The sequence below is a fragment of the Pedobacter sp. R20-19 genome, assembly GCF_000708265.2.
Lineage (GTDB): Bacteria > Bacteroidota > Bacteroidia > Sphingobacteriales > Sphingobacteriaceae > Pedobacter.
Genome location: NZ_JCKI01000011.1, coordinates 21,706 through 39,770 on the forward strand (window position 1 = coordinate 21,706; position 18,065 = coordinate 39,770).

Here is an 18,065-nt window from a genome sequence, read left to right on the forward strand (position 1 = left end):
CACGATAATTGTTTTGATTAAACTTAATCGATTAATAAAATGGAGCAAAAAGGTGGATGGACCATTATCGTAAATGAATACGGGATGACTATCGACGTATTGCTTGATTTATATATGTCACTATGCGATTCTACAACCTCAAAAAAAATCAATTTGACCGATCTTGGAAAAGCTATAGAAAAACAATTAAAAAGTACCTACGAAATAAGTTACGACAAACTCTGTTACACTACCGGCAATATAAAGAATGGTTTAGATTATCTTCCTACTAAAAAATATGTGCGTCCTGTTGTTAAGCATGTACAGGTACATATAAAACTTCATCAAAGGATCATATATCATATCAATCAAAAGCTTGGAAATGAGCATTTAGTAGATGTAAGAGATGCCAATAAGCTAATCGGATTATATGGGAAAGTAAACAAGATTGGCGGAACGGAAATCTATCTGAAAGAGACTTTTATACCATCAATTATTAAAGGCTTGGATAAAAATACGATTCCTCATGAGTTCGGACATTCATTAGGTCTCTACCATGTAGACGAACCTTGGGTATGGATAAAAAGCATGAGGGAACAGTGGAATATTCAAAAAATGATCAAGAATAAGACGAATATCATGTACGGAGGTGGTGGGGTATATTTAAATGATAGAACCTCTACAACAATTACTCCCGAACAGATGAACATCATTATTGAAAATTATAAATTAGGCAGATTAAATCTAGGTTGATGAGTATATATACAAAACCCACTTTATTAGCTATTGCGGTTTTTATCGTAATAACTCTTATTTACTCAACATTTGAAGCCGAATCTGACGGTTTTAGTTTAATTGGTTTTCCTTTAACGTTTAACAAATATACAGAAGGCAAAATAGATCCCTCTGATATTGGATTGGCCCATATCGGCTTCAATACCAGTAATTTTCTATTAGATATGCTGGTGTTATTGGTGTTCATTTGGGGATTTAATTTCATTTGGATAAAATTTTTAAAAAAAACATAGTGCATGAAATTGACACCCATCGTAAATGTTTGCGGTTCACTAGCTCTTATCCGCATAATGGTGTCAATTCCTTTACAACTGTTCTTTCCCCAAAGGTCGAACTGAAAAAGTCAACCTAGCAGCGCTACTCATCTATTGGATTAACAACACCTTACTGCATAAAAAAGCATAGTTAACACTAAAATTAAAACTAACTACGGCTTGGTACCCGGAGCCAGAGTCGAACCCAAATAGAAAAAGCCATCATTTCTGATGGCTTTTATTTCGATTTTTTTTTGAAGTACTCGGGGCGGGAATCGAACCCGCACGCCTTTGAAAGCACAGGATTTTAAGTCCTGCGTGTCTACCAGTTCCACCACCCGAGCATTAGCCTGTTCCGAAATCCTTCGGTAGGTTAACCTTTTAAAATAAATGCCTCCTGGTAAGAAGGCATTTAGAGCGAAAGACGAGATTCGAACTCGCGACCCCGACCTTGGCAAGGTCGTGCTCTACCAACTGAGCTACTTTCGCATGAACAAAACTGATATGCTGTTTCGTTTTGGTGATGCAAATATAGACAGATTTATATTTCTGTCAAGGGATTTTTTATTAAAAATTTAATATTTAGTTTAAATTGCTGGCTTTCAGTGCAAGTAAAATTAAATCAATTTCAAATCCACGCCCTTGTAGATAGGTGGTAAGCTTCATTTTTCTTTTTAAAGGGTTAGATTCGGTTAAAGTATTCGATTTTTTTATAGCTAAATTTTCCAGTGTTTGCATATAATCATCGTCATCTAAACTATATAGCGCCTTTTGTAAAATTTTATCGGGAACGCCTTTCAACTTTAAACCTTGTTTAATTTTTACCCGTCCCCATTTCTTAATGTTAAATTTTCCTGATGCATATGACTTGGCAAACCGTTCTTCGTTCAAAAAATTATTTACAATGAGCTCTGATAAAATCTCTTCCAGGTCATCGCCACGGATGCCCCATTCTACCAATTTATACCGGACTTCTTTTTGAGAGCGTTCCTGGTAAACACAAAAACTTTCTGCTTTGGCTAGTGCCTGTTTTTTGTCTAATATTGCTGTCTCTTGTTTGCCGCTTTTCATAATTAATTGATGAAATTCGCAAAAATAATGGCCATTAAAGTATTTTTCGAATAATAATATGTTGCAGAACCCAATTTATACCCTTTCCAAAATTGCAGAAATTCTTAGTGCTGAGGTTAGATTAGTGCATGAAAAGGTAATTATACAATATCTGATTGTAGATAGCCGATCTGTAATGGTTCCTGAAAATTCATTGTTTTTCGCTTTATCTGCCCACCGGGATGGACATGAATTTATTAGGGATGCTTATCATAAACAGGTTCGGAATTTTGTCATCACAGAGAAAAAATACATCACACTATATCCAGATTGTAATTTCATCATCGTTGAAGATTCAATGGTGGCGCTGCAACTTCTTGCTTTAGTACATCGTAAGCATTTTGATTTAAAAACGATTGGCATTACCGGGAGCAATGGAAAAACCATTGTAAAAGAGTGGTTGTATCAGCTTTTAGCGGTTGATTTCAATATCATCCGGAGCCCGAAAAGTTATAATTCACAAATTGGCGTACCACTATCCGTCTGGCAAATTAATACCAGTCATAACCTTGGTATTTTCGAAGCGGGTATTTCAGCAGTAGGGGAAATGGAAACACTTGCCGAGATCATTCAGCCGCAAATTGGGATTTTAACCAATATTGGTGAAGCACACGCTGAGGGTTTTGCTTCAAAAAAAGAAAAGCTGGTGGAAAAGCTCAAGCTCTTTACAGGATGTGAGCTGCTGATTTACTCTCCAGATTATGTTGTTGAAGTTGATTCATCCGCATTGCCAGGACAGAAGAAATTTAGCTGGAGCGGCACACAAGGGGCTGATCTTCGCATTATTGAGGTGGAGCATGGTGCAGTAAAAAGTCACTTACGGGCAATTTATCAGGATCAGGAAATTAGCTGCATCTTGCCCTTTAAAGATAAGGCGTCGATAGAAAATGGCATCATCTGCTGGGCTACCTTACTGGCTTTTGGTTATTCACCAGAACAGGCTGGCGTACGATTGGAAAAACTGACACCCGTTAGTATGCGCCTTGAGCTGAAAAATGGCATTAACCAGTGTTCTATTATAGATGATTCTTATAGTGCCGATATCTCTTCGCTGGCCATAGCGCTTGATTTTCTAAACCAGCAAAATCAGCATGCTAAAAAAACGGTTATCCTTTCCGAATTATTTGAGACTGGCAAAGATGATTTGATTTTATATACAGAAATCGCCGATCTTCTTCAACAGAAAAGGATTAACCGCTTGATTGGAATTGGAAAACATATTGCCGGATATGCGGCACTTTTTAAGTGTGAAACACAGTTTTTTGTAGATACGGATGCCTTTATGCAGGCTTTTCCAGGTTTGCATTTTAACCATGAGACCATTTTAGTAAAAGGGGCGAGGCGTTTCGAATTTGGCAGAATCAGTAAAATCCTGACTCAGAAAATACATGATACGGTGTTGGAAATCGATCTGAATGCAATGGTAAGTAATCTCCACTTTTATCGTTCTAAACTGCGACCGGGTGTAAAGATTATGGCTATGGTAAAGGCTTTTTCATATGGAAGCGGGAGCTTTGAAATTGCCAATATGTTGCAGTTTCATAAGGTAGATTATCTGGCTGTGGCTTATGCTGATGAAGGAATCGCCTTGCGGAAAGCCGGGATCACACTTCCTATTATGGTAATGAGTCCGGAAGAATCTGCTTTTGAAGCAATCATTAAGCATCATTTGGAACCTGAAATTTATAGCCTGGAAATTTTAAACAGTTTTTTAAATGCTATCCCGAAAGATGTTTTGAATTACCCTGTTCACTTAAAAATTGATAGTGGCATGCATCGCTTAGGGTTTGACCAAACAGAGGTTGATGATCTTTGTAAATTGCTTATTAACAACGCGCAAATTAGTGTTCAGAGTATTTTTTCTCATTTGGTGGCGAGTGGGGAAGCGGAGCATGATGGTTTTACCCGCGAGCAGATGAATACCTTTAATTTGGTTTCAAAAAAACTAATTGATGGTTTAGGATATAAACCTTTATTGCACATCGCTAACACTTCAGGCATTAGCAGGTGGCCTGATAGCCAATTGGATATGGTTAGGTTAGGGATTGGCCTTTATGGGTTTGATACGGCGTTATATCGGAATCAGGGCTTACAAACGGTAATGGTTTTAAAAACGACCATTACACAGGTTAAAACCGTTGCACCTGGTGAGAGTGTTGGCTACAGTAGAAAGGGCTGGATGCCTAATGGCGGTAAAATAGCTACGATAAAAATTGGTTATGCAGATGGTTATAGTCGTGCATTTGGCAATGGTGTAGGAAAAATGTTGGTTAACGGACAATTGGTGCCAACCATCGGATCTATTTGTATGGATATGACCATTTTAGATATTACTGGTTTGGATGTAAGCGCCGGAGATGAGGCCATTGTTTTTAATCATGAACACACCATCATGCAATTGGCAAGTGATACTGCTACGATTCCGTATGAGATTTTAACCAATATTTCTCAACGGGTGAAGCGGGTTTATTTTTATGAATAAGCTGGTTCATTTGTCATTTGTTCAATAGTTCATTAGTTTGGGTGCAGATAGCCAGGTTCATTTGTCATTTGTTCAATAGTCATTAGTTTGGGTGCAGATAAACTGGTTCATTTGTCATTAGTTCAATAGTCATTAGTTTGGGTGCAGATAAAGGTGCAGATAGATTGGTTCATTTGTCATTTGTTCAATAGTCATTGGTTAGGGTGCAGATAGATTGGTTCATTTGTCATTTGTTCAATAGTCATTGGTTAGGGTGCAGATAGATTGGTTCATTTGTCATTAGTTTAATAGCCATAAGTTTGGGTGCAGATAATCTGGTTTATTTGTCATTGGTTCATTTGTCATTTGTTCAATAGTCATTGGTTAGGGTACAGATAATCTGGTTCATTTGTCATTTGTTCAATAGTCATTGGTTAGGGTACAGATAATCTGGTTCATTTGTCATTTGTTCAATAGTCATTGGTTAGGGTGCAGATAAACTGTTTCATTTGTCATTAGGTTAATAGTCATTAATTTGGGCGCAATTAATAAGCCATGCTAACCAATGAACTAATGACTATTGAACCAATGAACTAATAGCTATTGAACTAATGAACTTTCAGACTAATAAATCATTAACTACCAACTATTGAACATTTTTAAATAAGTTTGCAGCATGAACAAAATCGGGAAAGCTATTTTAAACTATCTGATCAAAGGTTTATTAATTGTGGTACCCATCGCTGTGAGTATATTTATTGTGGTTTGGGCTGTTACTACCGTTGATAGCTGGCTGAATGTCAATAATATACTAGGGGTTAATCCACAGACGGGTGAAAGCAGAAACATCCCGGGTTTAGGCTTGCTAACTGTTTTAACCATCATTTTACTGGCTGGTATTTTTGTGACTAATTTGGTTACGGAACCGATGTACAATTGGTTTCAACGGATGATGCAGCGGTTGCCTTTACTTAACTTTATTTATTCTTCCATAAAAGATTTAACCGAAGCCTTTGTGGGTGATGAAAAGAAATTTAATCATCCGGTATTGGTTGAGGTAGAAGGGGGATTGAAGAAAATCGGTTTCCTTACGCAGAATGATCTTCATAAACTGGATTTGCCTGATGATGTGGCGGTTTACTTTCCCTTGTCGTACTCTTTTGCAGGTCAGCTTTGTATTGTAAAAAGAGAAAAGGTTAAAGATTTAAATATGAGTGCGGCTGAAGCCATGAAATTGGTGGTAAGTGGCGGCGTAAGCGGACTTTAACACTATAGCGTCACGTCTTACAGAACTTGATTTCAAGATCTTCAGAAACGAATCTAAAGCACCCATGAATTATCTGCTATTAAGCTGGTATTCATTGGATGACTAATTAAGTATTTTAGAATTTGGGTTTGTCTTCAAGCGTCTTACTGAACTTGATTCAGGATCTTCAAAAACGAATCTAAAGAAACCGATGAATATCTGCATCAATCTAGTATCCATCGGATGACCAATTTTAAGGTGGGTTGTTAAACCTAAAATATACCTCTACCTGTTGATAAAATGATCATCACAATGATCAATGCATAAAGCAGTCTGGTATAATATTCTCTGATAAATAACCCCGCCACCATTAATAAATCGTCTTCAGTATTGGTGTGGATTAAGCCGCTGCTTGAGGATGAATTATAGATTATCTGTTTGTTTTTATGGTTATTTACCGACCATCTGCTGAACCAGCTATTCTGAAAGCTCCAGTCGAATTCTTCGCCGGTGGTACAATATATTTTTGCTTTAAAGCCCAGCCAATCATAACGAATGATTGCTAAAACTTCATTTTTATTATTAAGAATTTTGGATTCGGGCTTGGAATAGCCTTCACTTTTTAAAAGGTAAATTCCTGATTGCGTGGTGGCAATGGCGGAGTTTTTTAAAGAAAAGAAATTTAGAGAAAATTTTATTAGCGCATCTTCAAATACCTGATAATTACTATCAAATAAGCCTTTTCTCCAGTTCAATATTTTCTCCATCACGCCAAGGGTTTGCTTTAAGACTTCCGATTAAACGAATCGTTACAAAAAATGTTTGTAATAAAAAAAAGTGCCTGTAAAACGAGCACTTTTTTTATAATGATTTGAATTTTCAAGGATTAAATGAGCGCATATTACTTCAACATGATTTCAATTTTGAAGGATTGAATGAGAGAATATTTCAATATCCAAATCCTCAAATTCTTTTAAGCCTGTTCTTTAATCTTATTTAAAAATTAGGTTTTAGTACATATTTATCATAGAACCTGAAAATATGTTCTGCAGCTTCTTCGGCGGTATCCACCAATCTAAATAAGTTCAAATCTTCTTCGTGGATATTGTGTTCTTTTTGTAGCATGGTTCCTTTAATCCAGTCTATTAAACCACTCCAATAATCTTTACCCAATAAAACAATCGGGAAACGTGCAATTTTGCCTGTTTGAATTAAAGTTAAAGCTTCAAAAAGTTCATCCATAGTGCCAAAACCACCTGGTAAAACCACAAAGCCCTGACTGTATTTCATAAACATCACCTTGCGAACAAAGAAATAATCAAATTCAAGCAACTTGTTGTGATCGATATATTTATTATGAAACTGCTCAAATGGCAATTCGATATTAAGACCTACAGATTTACCTCCATTGGTATGCGCACCTTTATTACCAGCTTCCATAATACCCGGGCCGCCACCTGTAATTACGCCATAACCGCGATCAGTTAAAAGTTTACCGCATTGTTCTGCCAGTTGATAATATCTATTGGTTTCTGCCGTACGGGCGGAACCATAAATGGTTACGCAGGGACCGATTTTTGCTAGTTTTTCGAAACCGTCAACAAATTCGGCCATTATTTTAAAAATTTGCCAGGAATCTGTTACTTTAATTTCCTGCCAGTCCTTATTTTCAAAGGCACTTCTAATTTTTTCTTCACTCGTCATATATACGCTATTCTAATATTAAAATTGTGTTTGCGCATCAGTCTTTTTGCTGATTAAAAGCAAACCTATAAAAGTGATTAAACCGTTAATTAAAATCAGCTCAACACTAAAAACGTAACCACCCAGTAAGCTGGTTGAATACGTGGAAAGCAAGTAACATAAAAAAGGCGATAATATGCAAACTATTGGTACTAATTTATCGTGGAGACCACGTTTTTTTACAAATAATCCAAAACTATATAATCCTAAAAGTGGTCCGTAGGTATAAGAGGCAATGGTAAATATTAAGCTGACTACAGATGAACTGTTGAGTACGTTGATTACAATAATCACTAAAAACATTAAAATAGAAAAGGCAATGTGAACGGTATGGCGTTTTTTTACCGCATCTTTAGCATTCACATTTTCAGCTTTTGCCATGCCTAAAAAATCTACACAGAAGGAGGTGGTAAGTGCAGTTAAGGCAGAATCTGTTGTGGCGAAAGTTGCTGCTGTTAAACCCAGCATAAAAATAATGGCTGGTATTGCACCTAAATGATTTAAGGCAATTTCTGGAAATAATAAATCTGTTCTTGGTTTTCCGGTGATGTGATCTAATGGGATATCGATACCATTTTTAGCAGCGAAAATGTATAGTAAAGCACCAACACTTAAAAAGAATACATTCAGGATTACAAATACACCAGTAAAGGTAAACATGTTTTTTTGTGCCTCTTTAATGGTACCCATGCTTAAATTTTTCTGCATTAAATCCTGATCTAAACCAGTCATGGCAATGGTAACGAAAATACCACCGATAAACTGTTTGCTGAAGTAGAATTTGTTGGTTAGAAAATCATCTAAAAAGAAAATTTTTGAATAGCTGCTACTTTTAATGGTTTCAAATGCTTGTGGTATATTAAAATTGAGGCTGTTACAAATGAAATAGATGGTGAGGAAAACAGACAGCACCAAAAAAAATGTTTGTAAAGTATCAGTGATGATAATGGTCTTTAGGCCACCTTTAAAGGTGTATGACCAAATCAGGGCAAGTGATATCAGCACCGTTAGCCAAAAAGGAATGCCATAGTTATCAAAGATGAAGCGCTGTAAAACAATCACCACTAAATATAACCTGGTGGCTGAACCTAATGTTCTGCTGAGCAAAAATATGGAAGCTGCAGTTTTATAACTGTAATGCCCTAATCGTTGTTCAATATAGCTGTAAATGGAGGTAAGTTTCATCCGGTAATACAGCGGCAGTAATACCGTGCAAATAATAATGAAACCAACTGCATTGCCTAAAACGAACTGGAAATATTGGAACTGGTTTCCGGCTGGCGCACCAACCTCGCCGGGTACGGAAATAAAGGTTACGCCTGAAAGGGCAGTTCCAATCATACCAAATGCCACTAAATACCATTTTGAGTTTCTATTGGCAACAAAAAACGAGTTATTGTCTGACGAATCTTTAGAGGTTACGAATGAAATAATAATCAGTAATAAAAAGTAACCGATTAGAAAGCATAAAAGTATAGTTGGCGACATGGTTTTGTTTTAAGCTGTTAAATGTAAGAAATTAATATTAGTTGTTTTGTTGGTTAGATGGTTAGTTTTTTCTATGCCGGCACAAAATAACTAAAAACCCAAATCACTAAGAAACCAAACAACTATTTCATATTTTTGTACATGAATTTTTCATCCAAACTGCTTGAAGATGCAGTAAACGAATTCTCTAAATTACCTGGTGTAGGACAAAAGACAGCTCTGCGTTTGGTGTTACATCTTTTAAATAAAGAACAGGAGGAAGTGAATCAGTTTGGCAATACCTTTATCAAGCTTAAACAACAAATCAAACATTGTAGCATCTGTCATAATATATCAGATTTTACAATTTGTGAAATATGTACATCACCTAAGCGAGATAAAGAAACGATTTGCGTGGTAGAAGATACCCGTGATGTAATGGCCATCGAAAATACCGGACAGTATTATGGGGTATATCATGTTTTAGGTGGATTGATTTCTCCTATGGATGGTATTGGCCCAACTGATTTGTTTATTGATGGATTGGTTGCCAGGGTATCTACCGGGGGGATCAAAGAAATTATTCTGGCCTTGAGTCCGAATATGGAAGGCGATACCACACTTTTTTATCTGTATAAGCGCTTAAAAGAATTTAATGTTCCGGTAACTACTATTGCGAGGGGAATTGCTTTTGGTGGTGAACTGGAATATACGGATGAAATAACACTCGGCCGCTCCATCATTACCCGTGTGCCTTATGAAACAGCAATGATGAAATAGTTGGGAGTTGAGAGTCGCCGGTCAGGAATAAATAATAAAATAGAATAGTTGCCAAGTCTTGCTACTCACTACTAATACTTGCTACTCAATATTACTAAAAAAAATGAACCTCAAAAATAAAGTCATCATCATTACCGGGGCATCCAGCGGAATTGGAAAAGCTTGTGCTGAAGAATTTGCCAAACGTGGCGCCAATTTGGTTTTGGCTGCACGTCAATATGTAACGCTTTGCGAAATTACTGCTGATTTAGAAAAGAAATACAAGATTAGAGCTGTTGCGGTTCAGGCAGATGTAAGTAAGGAAGCTGATTGTGAATTGCTTATTAAGCAGGCATTGGTTTCGTTTCAGAAAATTGATATTTTGGTAAACAATGCCGGTTTATCCATGCGTGCATTATTTAATGATCTCGATTTATCTGTACTTAAAAACCTGATGGATGTGAACTTCTGGGGGACGGTTTATTGCACCAAATATGCCTTGCCAGAAATTCTGAAAACTAAGGGTACGGTGGTCGGAATTTCTTCCATTGCCGGTTACAGAGGTTTACCTGGGCGAACAGGTTATTCGGCTTCAAAATTTGCCATGAATGGCTTTATGGAATCACTTCGTACGGAACTTTTAAAAACTGGTGTAAATGTTTTAGTGGCTTGTCCGGGGTTCACAGCTTCTAATATTCGCGTCACAGCGCTCTCAAAAGATGGTGCGGCTCATGGTGAAACCAGTATGGATGAGGGAAAAATGATGACATCTGAAGAAGTTGCCAGTATTATTGCCGATGGAATTGAGAAACGCAAACGGACTTTAGTGATGACGGGTCAGGGAAAACTGGCTGTTTGGATGAATAAGTTATTTCCTGCTTTTGTAGATAAAAAGGTTTTCGATTTATTTGCTAAAGAGAAGAATCCGCTGATTAAGGCTTAGCGCTAAAAGCTAAAAGGCTAAAGCTGAAAGACTAAAGCTAAAAGGCTAAAGCTTAAGACTAAAGTGAAAAGCTAAAATATTTAAACACTTGATTATTGCTACTCGCTACACATTCAACACTCGCTAAAAACCTTCATGCTTAAAAAACTATTTCTAGCAATTCTCTTGTTTCAGACCATAACAGCATTGGCTCAGGTAAAAACAGCTAAGGATATCAATTATGCCCATAACGCTAAAGCAGAAAATTCACTTAATGTTTTTTACAATGCGGATCGGATTGAAAATAAACCTATTTTAATCTTTATACATGGAGGCTCATGGAGTAGTGGCAAGAAGGAAACGTATTGGTGGTTAGGGAGAAATTTCGCTAGGAAAGGTATAGTTACAGTGATTATAAATTATCCGCTTGCGCCTGATGTTCAATATGAAAAAATGGCTGATGATTGTGCATTGGCCGTAAAATGGGTTAAGGAAAATATCTCTGGTTATAAAGGCAGTTCAGATAAGATCTTTATTATGGGGCATTCAGCAGGTGGGCATTTAGCGGAACTAATTAACGCCGATCCAAAATATTTTAACCATGCCGGAATCAAGAATCCAATTAAAGGTGTAATCTTAAATGATCCCTTCGGACTTGATTTATATGAATACCTCACTACTGCTAAAAAGGACAGTTTTTACTTTGATTTTATCAGGACCTTTACCAGCCAGCCAGCGGTATGGAAAGCAGCATCACCGTTAAATTACATTGATCATATTAAAAATCCGCATTTACTGTTTTATGGAGGCAAGACTTATAAAGCTATTAAATTGCAAACCCCCAGATTATACCAAGAATTAAAGGCAAATCATATTCCTGTAGAAATTAAGGAGATTGAAGGGAAAAGCCATGTACCTATGATTAGCCAGATGATATTAGGCGGGAATGATTTGTATGGGGAGATTGTGGGATTTATACAGAAAACGATTTCTAATAAACGGAATTTATAGTAAAACGCTATTAATTGCCTGATGAAATTAATTGAAAAAAATGTAAATTTGTTACTATGGAAGCATTAATTATACAGCCACGAGATAAAAAGCAGTTATCTGCAATTAAAGCGATTTTTAAAGCTTTGGATGTTACCTTTAAAAAAGTAGAACAAGATGAGACATCTTATCTTAGTCAATCAATTGCCAATAAGAGAGCACTTGATGGAAGCATTAAACAAGCCGAAAATGGGCAAACAGTAAAAATAGCTGTTGCTGATTTATGGAAATAGAATTTACGTTTGATGCTCAGAAGCAACTTGAGGAATGGAAAAAATCAGGTTCAGAAGAAAATCTCTGAATTAATCGCATCAATATTAGATACACCCTTCACTGGAACAGGGAAACCTGAAGCTTTAAAATACAATTGGACAGGTTTTTGGTCTAGGCGGATTAATGATGAACATCGAATTGTTTATCAGGTGCTAGAAGATAAAATCATTATTGTTCAATTAAAATACCATTATTAGTACGAAAGTCTACATTGCTATTATAGTCCTTTACAGCTTTTTAGAATCAATGTAGTTTAAATATCAAATCACCACTTTTTTTATCTCATCTAATCTACTATAATCCATTACCGTTTTGCCTTCTTCATTATGGTAATGCATAATTTCAAATTTAGCGTTCCATTCTATATCTTCATCCTGGTAGCTGGTTCTGGTATGAATGGTTTGTGCAAACGTATCATCGAAAGCCTTTACAATCACAAAAATTTCTACTTCCGCTATCTTGAGTTCCTCTAAAGTTTTTTCAAATAATGGGCTATCTGAATTGATTGCATGAACAAGTGTCCAGTTGAGTGACAAGATGCTGATGTTGTTTCTTTCTAATTCCAAGGGATAAAAACTACGTTTAAGTTTTCCCTCAATGGTTTCATTAAACGTGACGATCATTTGTGCTTCAATATCAATCAAGGCATTCTTCCTTAAGTTTACCAATCTGCACATCAATCCACTGCCGTTGTGATAGGGGGCAATAACCATTTTTTTACTAAAAGATACTTTAGAAGTGGGGCGACTAAAACGTCCATATAATAAGCCTGTTGCCAATGCAAAAGCTAGCAAACCCAGCATGCTTTCAAAAGCGGCCAGTACACTGGTGATAAATCCTTGTGGCGAAATATGCCCGTAACCTACAGTAGAAATGGTTTGTGCGGAGAAAAAGAAAGCATCAAAAAATTGATCCCTTAAGGTAATGCCTTTTGCACCATTCAGATTCTCAATTCCAATCACATTATAGGCAACTGCAAAGAGGGTATTTACAATCAAATATGCAATCAGGATCACCAGAAAAAACCTAGGCCAGCTCATGGTGACCAGGCGGGTATAGGTATCATCAAACTTAAACCAAGGCAAACCTGTCCGTTCGATGTTTGGTGTTCCATCTGTATTTAATACCCTTTGATTTTTGATTACGGGAGTGGAGCCAAAACCCAGATCATCATTAAACTGTACTCTTCTCTTAAAAAAAGACATATATTTTTAGAAAGATTTTGGAATTATAAAAAAGTATATCAATATTTGTTCTATACAAACATGATCATTAAAAACTTAAATAACAATTGGTGGTGGCCTAACGAAATTCGTTAGGCAAATTCTATTGTTATATATTTTAAATTATTTTATAAACGATAAAAAGGATTGCCCAAAAAGCAATCCTTTTTTTATGTGATTTTTTTAAGAGACCGTCATGCTGATCCGATAGCTATCGGATTTAGTTCAGCATCTATGTAAAAGATTCTGAATCAAGTTCAGAATGAAGTTAAGAGGTATACAAAAACATGAAAAAAATATTAAACCATTTGTTTGAAAATAAAAGCTTTAGTAGGGATGAGGCTAAACAAATCCTCATTTCTATTTCGCAGGGAGAATTTAATTCTTCGCAGATTGCAGCTTTTATTACCGCCTATGCCATGAGAAATATTACTGTAGATGAATTACAGGGCTTCCGCGATGCGATGTTGGATTTAGGCATTAAAGCTGATTTTACTGGTTATGAGCTTATTGATCTTTGTGGAACAGGTGGAGATGGAAAAGATACCTTTAATATATCTACATTATCATCATTTGTGGTGGCAGGCGCAGGGCATCATGTAGCTAAACACGGTAACTATGGGGTATCTTCGGGTTGTGGTTCTTCCAATGTAATGGAGTATCTGGGTTATTCATTTACCAATGACCAGGATGTTTTAAAACGCAATCTGGATACCGCTGGCATTTGTTTTTTACATGCACCTTTGTTCAATCCGGCCATGAAGATTGTAGCACCCATTCGTAAAGATTTAGGGATTAAAACCTTCTTCAATATGCTTGGCCCAATGGTTAATCCGTCTCAACCCAAATATCAGATGGTAGGGGTTTTTAGCTTGGAATTAGCCCGATTATATAACTATCTATATCAGGATACGACTAAAAATTATACCATTGTACATGCGCTGGAAGGTTATGATGAAATTTCACTGACCTGTAATGTAAAAACTTTCAATAACCAGGGAGAAAGCATTCTAACTTTGAGTGATATGGGTTTTGAGAAAGTTTCCGTTAATGATATTAAAGGTGGCGATACCGTGACGTCTTCAGCTAAAATATTTATGGATGTACTTAATGGTGAAGCCACTGATACGCAAAATAATGTTGTGCTTTGCAATGCCGCACTGGCAATTAAAACGATAAAACCAACGGCAAGTTTTGCTGATTGCTTTTATGAAGCAGAAGAATCATTAACCAGTAAAAGAGCGCTTGAAAGTTTTAAAAAATTAGTGGCCTGATGAAATTAAAATTAAAAGTTTGTGGAATGAAATTCGCAGCTAATATCGCTGCTGTAGCAAGTTTACAACCTGACTATTTAGGCTTTATTTTTTATGCGGCATCACCACGTTTTATTAGTGATGTTTCGGCTGAGCTGATTAAATATATCCCTTCAGAAATTAAAACGGTAGGTGTTTTTGTAGATGAGGATTTGGAGGTTGTGAAGAAAAAAGTAAATCTATATCAACTTAAAGCTGTTCAGTTACATGGAAACGAATCAGTTGAATATGTTAAGGCATTAAAAGACTTTGCACAAGATATTGAGGTGATCAAGGCTTTTGGTTTGGATGAAGATTTTGATTTTGCTGTATTAAATGCCTATCAGGATTTGGTTGATTATTTTCTCTTTGATACCAAAACGAAAGCGCATGGTGGATCGGGCAAAACTTTCGACTGGAAAATTTTAGAAAATTATAAATTGAATAAACCTTTCTTCTTGAGTGGAGGAATAGATTTGGAACATGCGGCTGCAATTGCTGAAATAAAAGATACTCGCTTGTATGCGCTAGACATTAACAGTAAGTTTGAAGTTGAGCCTGGTGTTAAGGATGTAGAGAAGGTTAAAGCATTTATACATATTTTGTCCTAGCCGGACAGGCGTCTTTCTTTTTGATGTCAAAAAGAAACAAAAAACACCGGCTGAAAATTTTTGTATTGAAGTTTCTGCTTTGGCTTTAATAGTGCATTACCAAAAATTTGTTAGGCCGGATTGAAGTGGAACGTGGATGAAGCGGTAAGGCCTGGTTGGATGGAACAGCATAAAGAATAAAAACATAGACCATGATTTCAGTCATGGGAAATAAGAGTTGGTTTTAACCAGCGGATTAGATAAAAAAGATATGAAATACAAAGTAAACGAAAAAGGATATTATGGAGATTTCGGCGGTGCATATATCCCCGAAATGCTTTATCCGAACGTAGAAGAATTGCGTCAGAATTATTTAAAGATTATTGATGATGCCGATTTTCAGAAAGAATTTCATCAGTTAATGAAAGACTATGTTGGCCGTCCTTCGCCGTTATATTTAGCCAATAGGTTATCAGCGAGATATGGCGCTAATATTTTCCTAAAAAGAGAAGATTTAAATCATACCGGAGCGCATAAAATTAATAATACCATCGGTCAGATTTTGTTGGCAGAAAAGCTTGGTAAAAAAAGAATTATTGCAGAGACTGGTGCTGGTCAGCATGGTGTGGCTACAGCCACTGTTTGTGCATTACGTAATTTAGAGTGTGTAATTTACATGGGTGAGGTAGATATTGAACGCCAGGCGCCAAATGTTGCCCGCATGAAAATGTTAGGCGCCAAGGTGGTTCCGGCAAGTTCTGGAAGTAAAACTTTAAAAGATGCCACGAATGAGGCCATGCGTGATTGGATTAATAACCCGGTTGATACGCATTACATTATTGGTTCTGTGGTTGGTCCGCATCCTTATCCTGATATGGTGGCGATCTTTCAATCTATTATTTCAGAAGAAACTAAAAAGCAACTGCTAGCACAAACTGGAAATGATCAACCTGATTATGTGTTGGCTTGTGTAGGTGGCGGAAGTAATGCCATGGGTATGTTTTATCATTTCATGGATGATGAAAATGTAAAATTAATTGCTGTTGAAGCCGCAGGGAAAGGTGTTTCAAGTGGGCTTTCGGCGGCGACAACTTACCTCGGCAAAGAAGGGGTATTACATGGTAGCCGTAGTATTTTAATGCAAACTGAAGATGGACAGGTAGTAGAACCGCATTCGGTTTCTGCCGGACTGGATTATCCTGGTATTGGCCCGCAACATGCTCATTTATTTAAAACTGGCAGAGGTAAATATGTTTCCATTACCGATGAAGAAAGTTTGGATGCTGGGCTATTGCTTACTCAGCTGGAAGGAATTATCCCTGCGATTGAAAGTGCACATGCTTTGGCCTACTTAGAGAAAATGGAATTTAAAGGTGGAGAAAATGTGGTAGTTTGCTTATCGGGTAGGGGTGATAAGGATTTAGACACTTACATTAAATATTTTAATTTATAAGAAAAGTCGTCATTGCGAGGTACGAAGCAATCTCATTAAGGTTTTGAAGTAGATTGCTTCGTGCCTCGAAATGACGGAAATATAATAGAAATGAACAGAATCAAAGAACTCTTCGCATCGAAGAAAAATGTATTATCAATTTATTATACCGCAGGTTATCCAAATACTGGCGATACGATTCGAATTGCTGAAGCGCTAGAAAAATCAGGTGCAGATATGTTGGAAATCGGGTTTCCTTATTCAGATCCAGTGGCGGATGGGCCAGTAATTCAGGCCAGTAGCAAAAAATCTTTGGATCAGGGCATGACGCTGAAACTGCTTTTCGAGCAATTAAAAGACCTGCGCAAAAACGTAACTATCCCTGTGTTATTGATGGGTTACGTGAACCCGGTTTTACAATTTGGGGTAGAAAATTTCTGTAAAGCTTGTGCTGAAGTTGGTGTTGATGGATGTATTGTGCCTGATTTACCAATGGTTGAATATGAAGAATTTTATAAGGGTTGCTTTGAAGAACACCATTTGAGTAATGTGTTTTTAATTACGCCACAAACTGCCGAAGACCGAATCCACAAAATTGATGGTTTAACCAATGGATTTATTTATTTGCTTTCATCATCTGCAACAACGGGTAAAAACCTGGAGGTTGGTGATACTACTGAAACTTATTTTGGCAGAATTAAAGCAATGAATCTGAAAAACCCAACCATGATTGGCTTCGGAATCAGTGACAAGCAAACATTTGATAAAGCATGTTCTTATGCAAATGGCGCTATTATAGGAACTGCATTTGTTAGGGCAATCGAAGAGGGAAACTTAGAAGAAAGCGTGAGCAACTTCATGAAAAAGTTTAAAAGCTAATTTTTACTATGCAAGGAATGTTAAAACATTTAAATGCTATTATTTTTGACAATATAAGGAATGTAAGAACATAGTAGCCATAGCGCTTATATGTAGCTTATATGCCTTAGATGGTAATTTTGCTTCGTGAATGATTTTATATTCCAGTTTAAACACTATTATTTTTTACCATATAGGAATGTAAGAACATAGTAGCCATAGTGCTTATATGTAACTTATATGCCTTCGATGGTAATTTTGCTTCATGAATGAAAGTTTATAAGAAAGCATGATTTTATATTCCAGTTTAAATGCTATCATTTTTGACCATATAAGGAATGTAAGAACATTATAGCCATAACGCTTATTTGTAACTTATATGCCTTAGGTGGTAATTTTGCTTCGTGAATGAAAGTTTATAAGGAAGCGTGATTTAATGTTCCAGTTTAAAGGCTATTATTTTTGACCATATAGGAATGTAAGAACATAGTAGCCATAGTGCTTATATGTAACTTATATGCCTTAGATGGTAATTTTGCTTCGTGAATGAAAGTTTATAAGAAAGCATGATTTTATATTCCAGTTTAGACGCTATTATTTTTGACCATATA

The 18,065-nt window shown here is 36.5% G+C and carries 18 protein-coding genes and 2 tRNA genes; 13 read left to right on the forward strand and 7 right to left on the reverse strand.

Going from position 1 to position 18,065, the window contains the following annotated elements; genetic code table 11:
- The first annotated feature begins 39 nt into the window (after window positions 1–39).
- A complete protein-coding gene (locus AN34_RS21150; protein WP_029289060.1) occupies window positions 40–732 on the forward strand; it encodes a hypothetical protein in 693 nt (230 codons plus the stop codon).
- Complete coding sequence (locus AN34_RS21155) at window positions 732–1,007, forward strand: hypothetical protein (RefSeq protein ID WP_029289063.1); 276 nt, start codon at window positions 732–734, stop codon at window positions 1,005–1,007. Before AN34_RS21150 ends, AN34_RS21155 begins: the two co-directional genes overlap by 1 nt.
- Before the next feature lie 281 nt (window positions 1,008–1,288).
- Here AN34_RS21155 and AN34_RS21160 read toward each other — a convergent pair.
- The 3 genes from AN34_RS21160 to AN34_RS21170 all read right to left on the reverse strand — a co-directional run bounded on the left by AN34_RS21160 (window position 1,289) and on the right by AN34_RS21170 (window position 2,099).
- Window positions 1,289–1,372 (reverse strand) — tRNA-Leu (locus AN34_RS21160).
- Window positions 1,373–1,444: 72 nt separating this feature from the next.
- Window positions 1,445–1,517, reverse strand: a tRNA-Gly gene (locus AN34_RS21165).
- A 93-nt stretch (window positions 1,518–1,610) separates the two neighbouring features.
- Window positions 1,611–2,099 (reverse strand): regulatory protein RecX, encoded by a 489-nt coding sequence (locus AN34_RS21170; protein WP_029289065.1) that lies wholly within the window; start codon window positions 2,097–2,099, stop codon window positions 1,611–1,613.
- 58 nt (window positions 2,100–2,157) lie between these two features.
- Between AN34_RS21170 and AN34_RS21175 the strand changes: the two genes are divergently transcribed.
- Both AN34_RS21175 and AN34_RS21180 read left to right on the forward strand, forming a co-directional pair.
- Window positions 2,158–4,620 carry a bifunctional UDP-N-acetylmuramoyl-tripeptide:D-alanyl-D-alanine ligase/alanine racemase gene (locus AN34_RS21175; RefSeq protein ID WP_029289068.1) on the forward strand — a complete coding sequence of 821 codons (2,463 nt, stop codon included), beginning with the start codon at window positions 2,158–2,160 and terminating at the stop codon, window positions 4,618–4,620.
- 655 nt (window positions 4,621–5,275) lie between these two features.
- Window positions 5,276–5,866, forward strand: a complete 591-nt coding sequence (locus AN34_RS21180) for a DUF502 domain-containing protein (protein WP_029289070.1) — start codon at window positions 5,276–5,278, stop codon at window positions 5,864–5,866.
- Window positions 5,867–6,117: 251 nt separating this feature from the next.
- Here AN34_RS21180 and AN34_RS21185 read toward each other — a convergent pair whose 3' ends face one another.
- The 3 genes from AN34_RS21185 to AN34_RS21195 form a co-directional block, all read right to left on the reverse strand.
- Window positions 6,118–6,612 carry a hypothetical protein gene (locus AN34_RS21185; RefSeq protein WP_029289073.1) on the reverse strand — a complete coding sequence of 165 codons (495 nt, stop codon included), beginning with the start codon at window positions 6,610–6,612 and terminating at the stop codon, window positions 6,118–6,120.
- Between the two features lie 229 nt (window positions 6,613–6,841).
- Window positions 6,842–7,549 carry a TIGR00730 family Rossman fold protein gene (locus tag AN34_RS21190; protein ID WP_029289075.1) on the reverse strand — a complete coding sequence of 236 codons (708 nt, stop codon included), beginning with the start codon at window positions 7,547–7,549 and terminating at the stop codon, window positions 6,842–6,844.
- An 18-nt stretch (window positions 7,550–7,567) separates the two neighbouring features.
- Window positions 7,568–9,076, reverse strand: a complete 1,509-nt coding sequence (locus AN34_RS21195; protein ID WP_029289077.1) for a sodium:solute symporter — start codon at window positions 9,074–9,076, stop codon at window positions 7,568–7,570.
- Window positions 9,077–9,217: 141 nt separating this feature from the next.
- Between AN34_RS21195 and recR the strand changes: the two genes are divergently transcribed.
- From recR to AN34_RS21220, 5 genes are all read left to right on the forward strand, one after another.
- The gene (gene recR, locus AN34_RS21200; RefSeq protein ID WP_029289080.1) at window positions 9,218–9,835 is read left to right on the forward strand and encodes a recombination mediator RecR; all 618 of its coding nucleotides are present in this window, start codon (window positions 9,218–9,220) and stop codon (window positions 9,833–9,835) included.
- A 103-nt stretch (window positions 9,836–9,938) separates the two neighbouring features.
- Window positions 9,939–10,757, forward strand: a complete 819-nt coding sequence (locus tag AN34_RS21205) for an SDR family oxidoreductase (protein WP_029289082.1) — start codon at window positions 9,939–9,941, stop codon at window positions 10,755–10,757.
- Between the two features lie 135 nt (window positions 10,758–10,892).
- Entirely contained in the window at window positions 10,893–11,747 is an 855-nt protein-coding gene (locus AN34_RS21210; protein ID WP_029289084.1) for an alpha/beta hydrolase, read from the forward strand.
- A 56-nt stretch (window positions 11,748–11,803) separates the two neighbouring features.
- The gene (locus AN34_RS21215; RefSeq protein ID WP_029289087.1) at window positions 11,804–12,019 is read left to right on the forward strand and encodes a DUF2683 family protein; all 216 of its coding nucleotides are present in this window, start codon (window positions 11,804–11,806) and stop codon (window positions 12,017–12,019) included.
- A gap of 12 nt (window positions 12,020–12,031) precedes the next feature.
- Window positions 12,032–12,256, forward strand: a complete 225-nt coding sequence (locus tag AN34_RS21220; RefSeq protein ID WP_029289089.1) for a Txe/YoeB family addiction module toxin — start codon at window positions 12,032–12,034, stop codon at window positions 12,254–12,256.
- Window positions 12,257–12,319: 63 nt separating this feature from the next.
- Here the strand turns inward: AN34_RS21220 and AN34_RS21225 are convergent, their stop codons facing one another.
- Window positions 12,320–13,264 carry an ion channel gene (locus tag AN34_RS21225; protein WP_029289092.1) on the reverse strand — a complete coding sequence of 315 codons (945 nt, stop codon included), beginning with the start codon at window positions 13,262–13,264 and terminating at the stop codon, window positions 12,320–12,322.
- Window positions 13,265–13,569: 305 nt separating this feature from the next.
- On the opposite strand from AN34_RS21225, the gene trpD reads away from it, so the two are divergent.
- From trpD to trpA, 4 genes are all read left to right on the forward strand, one after another.
- Window positions 13,570–14,556: an anthranilate phosphoribosyltransferase gene (trpD, locus tag AN34_RS21230; protein ID WP_029289094.1), complete on the forward strand. Its 987-nt coding sequence runs from the start codon at window positions 13,570–13,572 to the stop codon at window positions 14,554–14,556.
- Window positions 14,557–14,582: 26 nt separating this feature from the next.
- Window positions 14,583–15,185, forward strand: coding sequence for a phosphoribosylanthranilate isomerase (locus tag AN34_RS21235; RefSeq protein ID WP_231625600.1), 603 nt, complete (start codon window positions 14,583–14,585; stop codon window positions 15,183–15,185).
- A 250-nt stretch (window positions 15,186–15,435) separates the two neighbouring features.
- Window positions 15,436–16,617, forward strand: coding sequence for a tryptophan synthase subunit beta (gene trpB / locus AN34_RS21240; RefSeq protein WP_029289098.1), 1,182 nt, complete (start codon window positions 15,436–15,438; stop codon window positions 16,615–16,617).
- A 90-nt stretch (window positions 16,618–16,707) separates the two neighbouring features.
- Window positions 16,708–17,475 carry a tryptophan synthase subunit alpha gene (gene trpA, locus AN34_RS21245; RefSeq protein WP_029289100.1) on the forward strand — a complete coding sequence of 256 codons (768 nt, stop codon included), beginning with the start codon at window positions 16,708–16,710 and terminating at the stop codon, window positions 17,473–17,475.
- Window positions 17,476–18,065: the final 590 nt, after the last annotated feature.